Origin of the sequence: Streptomyces sp. NPDC051921 (assembly GCF_040680975.1) — a bacterium.
Lineage (GTDB): Bacteria > Actinomycetota > Actinomycetes > Streptomycetales > Streptomycetaceae > Streptomyces.
In genome coordinates, this window is record NZ_JBFAXU010000004.1 from 422,283 (window position 1) to 428,375 (window position 6,093).

Sequence of the window (6,093 nt, forward strand, 5' to 3'; positions counted from 1 at the left end):
CGTTCCGAGAGAACCGAGCCAAAGGGGTCCGCACCCGTGCGCAAGCCGTACGTCCTCCTGCGACACGTCATCGGCCTCCTGGGCGCCGCGCTGCTGCTCGGCGTCCAGGGGGCGCCCCCCGCCTCCGCCGCCGAGAACGGCGAGTGGGCCGTCTATCCGGCCGCCTCGCAGCTCGGCAGCCGCCCGTACTTCTACCTCTCCGCCGACCCGGGGACCACCGTCACCGACAAGGTCACCGTCGCCAACAAGACCGCCGCCCCGCTCACCTTCCTCCTCTACGGCGCCGACGCCTACAACACCGAACGCGACGGCGGCTTCGCCGTGCGCACCCGGCAGGAGAAGCAGACCGGCGCGGGCGCCTGGATCACGCCGGACCGCGACCGGGTCACCGTCCCGCCCCGGTCCGCCGTCACCGTGCCGTACACCCTCACCGTCCCCGCCGACGCCGAGCCCGGCGACCACCCCGGGGCCCTCGTGGCCCTGGACGAGCGGATCGCCGCGGGAGGCGGCTCGGTCGCCCTCGGCGTGCAGCGCGCGGTCGGCGCCCGGGTCTACCTGCGGGTCGGCGGGCCCACCGTCCCCGCCCTCTCCGTCGAGGACGTCACCCTCGAACAGGACCGGCCGCTCGTGCCCGGCACCGGCACCAGCAGCGCCGTCGTCTCCTACACCCTCCACAACCGCGGCAACGTCACCCTCAACCCCAAGGTCGCGCTCAAGGCCCAGGGGCTCTTCGGCCGCACCCTGCTCTCCCGCGACCTGGACCGGCTGCCGGCCGAACTGCTGCCCCGGCAGAGGATCCGGCTCACCGAGCGCTGGGCGGGCTCGCCGCAGTTCGACTGGGGCGACGTGACCCTGACCGCCACCGCCAAGGACGTCCGCGAGAGCGGGCGGGTCTCCTTCCTCGCCCTGCCCTGGCTGCCCGTCACGGTGCTCGCGGCGGGGGGTGCGGCCGGGCTGCTCGGCCTGCGGATCCGGCGCCGCCGAGGGCACCGTGGGGCACTGAGTACGTGAGGCGGGCGCGCATCGGGGAGAATGGCCCCCATGAGCGTTCGTACTGATGAGAACACCGCCCCCCACCGGGCCGGCTTCGCCTGCTTCGTCGGCCGCCCCAACGCGGGCAAGTCCACCCTGACGAACGCTCTCGTCGGCCAGAAGGTGGCCATCACCTCCAACCGGCCGCAGACCACCCGGCACACCGTCCGCGGCATCGTGCACCGCCCCGACGCGCAGCTGATCCTGGTCGACACCCCCGGCCTCCACAAGCCGCGCACCCTGCTCGGCGAGCGCCTGAACGACGTCGTGCGCACCACGTGGGCCGAGGTCGACGTGATCGGCTTCTGCCTGCCGGCCGACCAGAAGCTCGGCCCCGGCGACCGCTTCATCGCCAAGGAGCTCGCCGAGATCAAGAAGACCCCCAAGGTCGCGATCGTCACCAAGACCGACCTCGTCGACTCCAAGACCCTCGCCGAGCAGCTGATCGCCATCGACCAGCTCGGCAAGGAGCTGGGCATCGAGTGGGCCCAGATCGTGCCGGTCTCCGCCGTCGGCGACAAGCAGGTCCAGCTCGTCGCCGACCTGCTCATCCCGCTCCTGCCGGAGTCCCCGCCGCTCTACCCCGAGGGCGACCTCACCGACGAGCCCGAGATGGTGATGGTCGCCGAGCTGATCCGCGAGGCCGCGCTCGAAGGCGTCCGGGACGAGCTGCCGCACTCCATCGCGGTGGTCGTCGAGGAGATGATCCCGCGCGAGAACCGCCCGGCGGACCGGCCGCTGCTCGACATCCACGCCAACGTGTACATCGAGCGCCCCAGCCAGAAGGGCATCATCATCGGCCCCAAGGGCAGCCGCCTCAAGGAGGTCGGCATGAAGTCCCGCAAGCACATCGAGGCCCTGCTCGGGACCCCGGTCTTCCTCGACCTCCACGTGAAGGTCGCGAAGGACTGGCAGCGGGATCCCAAGCAGCTCAGGAAGCTGGGCTTCTAGGGGGCGGGTCGCCCCCGGCGCTCCGGGCCTCGCCCCCTGGCTCCCCGGGCCGGGCGTGTGCCGCCCGGTAGGCCGGAGCGGCGCCGCGGGCGGGTGAGTGCCCCGGTCGCGGGCAGCGCGACGGCGCCGGCGGCCCCGTGGGACCGCCGGCGCCCTGGCGGGGCTGCGTCACGCGCCTTCCTTCAGGACCCGTTGGATCAGGGCCCGCTGCGCCTCCGTGAGGTCGGGGTCGTCGCAGCGGACGGTCCGGCCGTCGATCGTGATCTCGTACGAGAAGCCGTCGGGCACGCCGCGCCGGCCCTCCCGCTCGCCGTCGGCGAGGACCTCGTCGGCCAGGGCCCCCAGTTCGTCGGCGTCCGAACGGCCGGTGGTGTCCAGCTCCGCCGACCGCTCGATTCCCGCGAAGCCGCCCGTGCGGCGCACTCGAATCCGCATGGCACCTGTCTACCAGCGGGTCAGGAGGTCGGTACGCCGACGGCCGACCAGGCCTTCAGCACGGCCTGCACCTCGTCGCCCTCGCCGAAGAGGACCCGCGCCGAGGCGGCCGTCGCCCGCGCGAACTCGGAGAAGCGGGCCTCCTCGCTGAGCTCGCCGCTGGTCATCACGTGGTACCAGATCCGGCCGGCCCGCTCCCAGGCGAAGCCGCCGAGCTCCGTCGCCAGCAGGTAGAAGGCGTGGTTCGGGATGCCGGAGTTGATGTGCACCCCGCCGTTGTCCGAGCTGGTGCGCACGTAGTCGTCCATGGTCGCCGGCTGCGGGTCCTTGCCGAGGACGTCGTCGTCGTAGGCCGTGCCCGGCTCCTTCATGGAGCGCAGTGCGACCCCGCGGTCGATGGCGGGACCGAGCAGCCCCTCGCCGATGAGCCAGTCGGCCTCATCGGCCGACTGGCCGCGCGCGTGCTGCTTCACGAGCGAGCCGAAGACGTCCGAGACCGACTCGTTGAGCGCGCCGGACTGCCCGAAGTAGGCGAAGTTGGCCGTGTACTGGGTGAAGCCGTGCGCCAGTTCGTGGCCGATGACGTCCAGCGGGATGGTGAAGTCCAGGAAGAGCTCTCCGTCGCCGTCGCCGAACACCATCTGCTCGCCGTTCCAGAAGGCGTTGTCGTACTTCTCGTCGAAGTGCACGCTCGCCAGCAGCGGCAGCCCGTTGCCGTCGACCGAGCTGTGGTCGAACGCCTTGAGGAAGAGCTCGAAGGTGGCACCGAGCCCGGCGTAGGCACGGTTGACGGTGACGTCGCTGACGTCGGCCTCGCCCTCGGCACGCACCTGCGTGCCGGGCAGCACGGTGCCGTTGCGGACGTCGTAGATCGTGCGCTGCGGCTCGTCGGAGGCCCGGCCCGCCGTGGTGCGCGTCTCGGGCGCCTCGGCGCGGAGCCTGCGCTCCGTGCGCTGGGTCGTGTCCACGGCGAGGGTGCGCCGGGCGGCCTCGGCGTAGGCCGGGTTCTCGGACTGCGCCAGCCGCTCAAGGATGTGGGGCGGCACGATCGAGCAGAAGTGGGGTGTCATACCGGCAATGTGGCACTGTGTGCTCCGAGTGTCACGGGCTGCGACCATGATTGGCGAAATGGAGTGATGAGTCACCTTTCGGCCTTGACGGGGGCGCCGTCCCGCATACTGAAACGGGACGTCCGCCTCCGCCGCACCTCGGCTACAGTGACGCACATCATGCGTTTCGGGCTGCTTCTCCTTAGCTGCCGCGGCGAGGGCCTGTAGTCGTAGGCCGACCCCCTCCCCGCGGGTTTCGGTGTTGCGTTCGACAGTCGGCCGTCCCTCCCCGCAGGACCCCGAGGAGCCCTACGCATGTCCCAGTCGCCGTTCATCAGCCGCCCGACCCCCGTCACCACCGCGACGCACACGCAGAAGCCGTCCGGCATGCCCGTGCACAAGTACGGGCAGTACGAGGCCGTCGACATCCCGGACCGCACCTGGCCCGAGCAGCGCATCACCAAGGCGCCCCGCTGGCTGTCGACGGACCTGCGCGACGGCAACCAGGCGCTGATCGACCCGATGAGCCCGGCCCGCAAGCGCGAGATGTTCGACCTGCTGGTCCGCATGGGCTACAAGGAGATCGAGGTCGGCTTCCCGTCCTCCGGCGAGACCGACTTCGCCTTCGTGCGCTCGATCATCGAAGAGGGCGCGATCCCGGACGACGTCACCATCTCCGTACTGACCCAGGCCCGCGAGGACCTGATCGAGCGGACCGTGGAGTCGCTGATCGGCGCCAAGCGCGCCACCGTGCACCTGTACAACGCGACCGCGCCCACCTTCCGCCGGGTCGTCTTCCGCGGCTCGAAGGACGACATCAAGCAGATCGCCGTCGACGGCACCCGCCTGGTGATGGAGTACGCGGAGAAGCTGCTGGGCCCGGAGACCACCTTCGGCTACCAGTACAGCCCGGAGATCTTCACCGACACCGAGCTGGACTTCGCCCTGGAGGTCTGCGAGGCGGTCTGCGACGTCTGGCAGCCCGGTCCCGGCCGCGAGATCATCCTGAACCTGCCCGCCACCGTGGAGCGCTCGACGCCGTCCACGCACGCGGACCGCTTCGAGTGGATGTCCCGCAACCTGACCCGCCGCGCGTACGTCTGCCTGTCCGTCCACCCGCACAACGACCGCGGCACGGCCGTGGCGGCGGCCGAGCTGGCGATCATGGCCGGCGCCGACCGCATCGAGGGCTGCCTGTTCGGGCAGGGTGAGCGCACCGGCAACGTCGACCTGGTGACCCTGGGCATGAACCTGTTCAGCCAGGGCGTCGACCCGCAGATCGACTTCTCGCAGATCGACGAGATCCGCCGGACCTCCGAGTACTGCAACCAGATGGAGGTCCACCCGCGCCACCCCTACGCGGGCGACCTGGTCTACACGGCCTTCTCCGGCTCCCACCAGGACGCCATCAAGAAGGGCTTCGACGCCATGGAGGCGGACGCCGCCGCCCAGGGCAAGACCGTCGACGACATCGAGTGGGCCGTTCCGTACCTGCCGATCGACCCGAAGGACGTCGGCCGCTCCTACGAGGCCGTCATCCGCGTCAACTCGCAGTCCGGCAAGGGCGGTATCGCGTACGTCCTGAAGAACGACCACAAGCTGGACCTGCCCCGCCGGATGCAGATCGAGTTCTCGCGGATCATCCAGGCCAAGACCGACGCCGAGGGCGGCGAGGTCACGCCGAAGGAGATCTGGTCCGTCTTCCAGGACGAGTACCTGCCCAACCCGGACAACGCGTGGGGCCGCATCCAGCTGCGCTCCGGCCAGTCGACCTCCGACACGGACGGCACCGACACCCTGAAGGTCGAGGCCGTCGTGGACGGCGTCGAGACCGTCCTGACCGGCTCCGGCAACGGTCCGATCTCCGCCTTCTTCGCCGCCCTGCAGGCGGTCGGCGTGGACGCCCGCCTGCTGGACTACCAGGAGCACACGATGAGCGAGGGCGCCTCCGCGCAGGCCGCCTCGTACATCGAGTGCGCCATCGACGGCAAGGTCCTGTGGGGCATCGGCATCGACGCCAACACCACCCGCGCCTCCCTGAAGGCGGTCGTCTCGGCCGTCAACCGCTCGGCGCGCTGACGCCGGATCCGCGAGGATCCGCCGACCGGACACCGCAGGCCGCCCCGCACCCCCCGAGGGTGCGGGGCGGCTTCTTTCGTGACCTGCGTCACGGTTTCAGGTTCACTTAAGGAAGATCATGGCGACATGCCGGAATCAGTGGCATATCAGGTGAGTTGACGGCACATCAGGGCGTGGCGGAAGGTCTGCTCGTCCACTCGGACATTCCCCCTGGAGACCCTCTCCCCGCCCTCCCGACCTGGAGTTCCGCATGCGTACGTCCGCTGCCGTGGCCGCCGTCCTCGCGGTGACCGGAGCCGCCCTCACCTGGGCTCCCGCCGCCTCCGCCGCCACCGCGTGCGACCCGGACCCGCTGGGTACGGCCGGGCGTTACGCCGAGTTCGTCGAGCAGGACTCCGTGCGCCACTCCGACTCCGAGGGTGCGGTCGCGGTCGGGGGCGACGCCACCTTCGGCAGCCCCGAGCAGCGCTCCGGCTTCTCCATCGGCAGCCGGCTCACCTCCGGTGACCTCGCCGCCCTGCCCGGCGGCCACAGCCTCGTCGTCGGC

General features: G+C 71.1%; 6 protein-coding genes. 4 read left to right on the forward strand and 2 right to left on the reverse strand.

Translation table 11 applies throughout. The features are described 5' to 3' along the window. The first annotated feature begins 57 nt into the window (after window positions 1-57). Complete coding sequence (locus AB0M16_RS08525; RefSeq protein WP_365340255.1) at window positions 58-1,011, forward strand: DUF916 domain-containing protein; 954 nt, start codon at window positions 58-60, stop codon at window positions 1,009-1,011. 30 nt (window positions 1,012-1,041) lie between these two features. After that, window positions 1,042-1,983, forward strand: coding sequence for a GTPase Era (gene era / locus AB0M16_RS08530; RefSeq protein WP_365340201.1), 942 nt, complete (start codon window positions 1,042-1,044; stop codon window positions 1,981-1,983). 168 nt (window positions 1,984-2,151) lie between these two features. On the opposite strand, the gene AB0M16_RS08535 is transcribed toward era, so the two are convergent. Then, window positions 2,152-2,418 (reverse strand): protealysin inhibitor emfourin, encoded by a 267-nt coding sequence (locus AB0M16_RS08535; protein ID WP_365340203.1) that lies wholly within the window; start codon window positions 2,416-2,418, stop codon window positions 2,152-2,154. 20 nt (window positions 2,419-2,438) lie between these two features. Further along, window positions 2,439-3,488, reverse strand: a complete 1,050-nt coding sequence (locus AB0M16_RS08540) for a M4 family metallopeptidase (protein WP_365340207.1) — start codon at window positions 3,486-3,488, stop codon at window positions 2,439-2,441. A gap of 294 nt (window positions 3,489-3,782) precedes the next feature. On the opposite strand from AB0M16_RS08540, the gene leuA reads away from it, so the two are divergent. Together leuA and AB0M16_RS08550 are read left to right on the forward strand one after the other, a co-directional pair. Further along, window positions 3,783-5,546, forward strand: coding sequence for a 2-isopropylmalate synthase (leuA, locus tag AB0M16_RS08545; RefSeq protein ID WP_365340209.1), 1,764 nt, complete (start codon window positions 3,783-3,785; stop codon window positions 5,544-5,546). Window positions 5,547-5,796: 250 nt separating this feature from the next. After that, the coding region (locus AB0M16_RS08550) for a collagen-binding domain-containing protein (RefSeq protein WP_365340211.1) at window positions 5,797-6,093 on the forward strand (297 nt) is incomplete at its 3' end.

Excerpts from the sequence above, each read along its gene's own strand:
- AB0M16_RS08535 (WP_365340203.1), bottom strand. The coding sequence starts at position 2,418 with ATGCGGATTCGAGTGCGCCGCACGGGCGGCTTCGCGGGAATCGAGCGG.
- AB0M16_RS08540 (WP_365340207.1), bottom strand. The coding sequence starts at position 3,488 with ATGACACCCCACTTCTGCTCGATCGTGCCGCCCCACATCCTTGAGCGG.
- leuA (WP_365340209.1), top strand. The coding sequence starts at position 3,783 with ATGTCCCAGTCGCCGTTCATCAGCCGCCCGACCCCCGTCACCACCGCG.
- era (WP_365340201.1), top strand. The coding sequence starts at position 1,042 with ATGAGCGTTCGTACTGATGAGAACACCGCCCCCCACCGGGCCGGCTTC.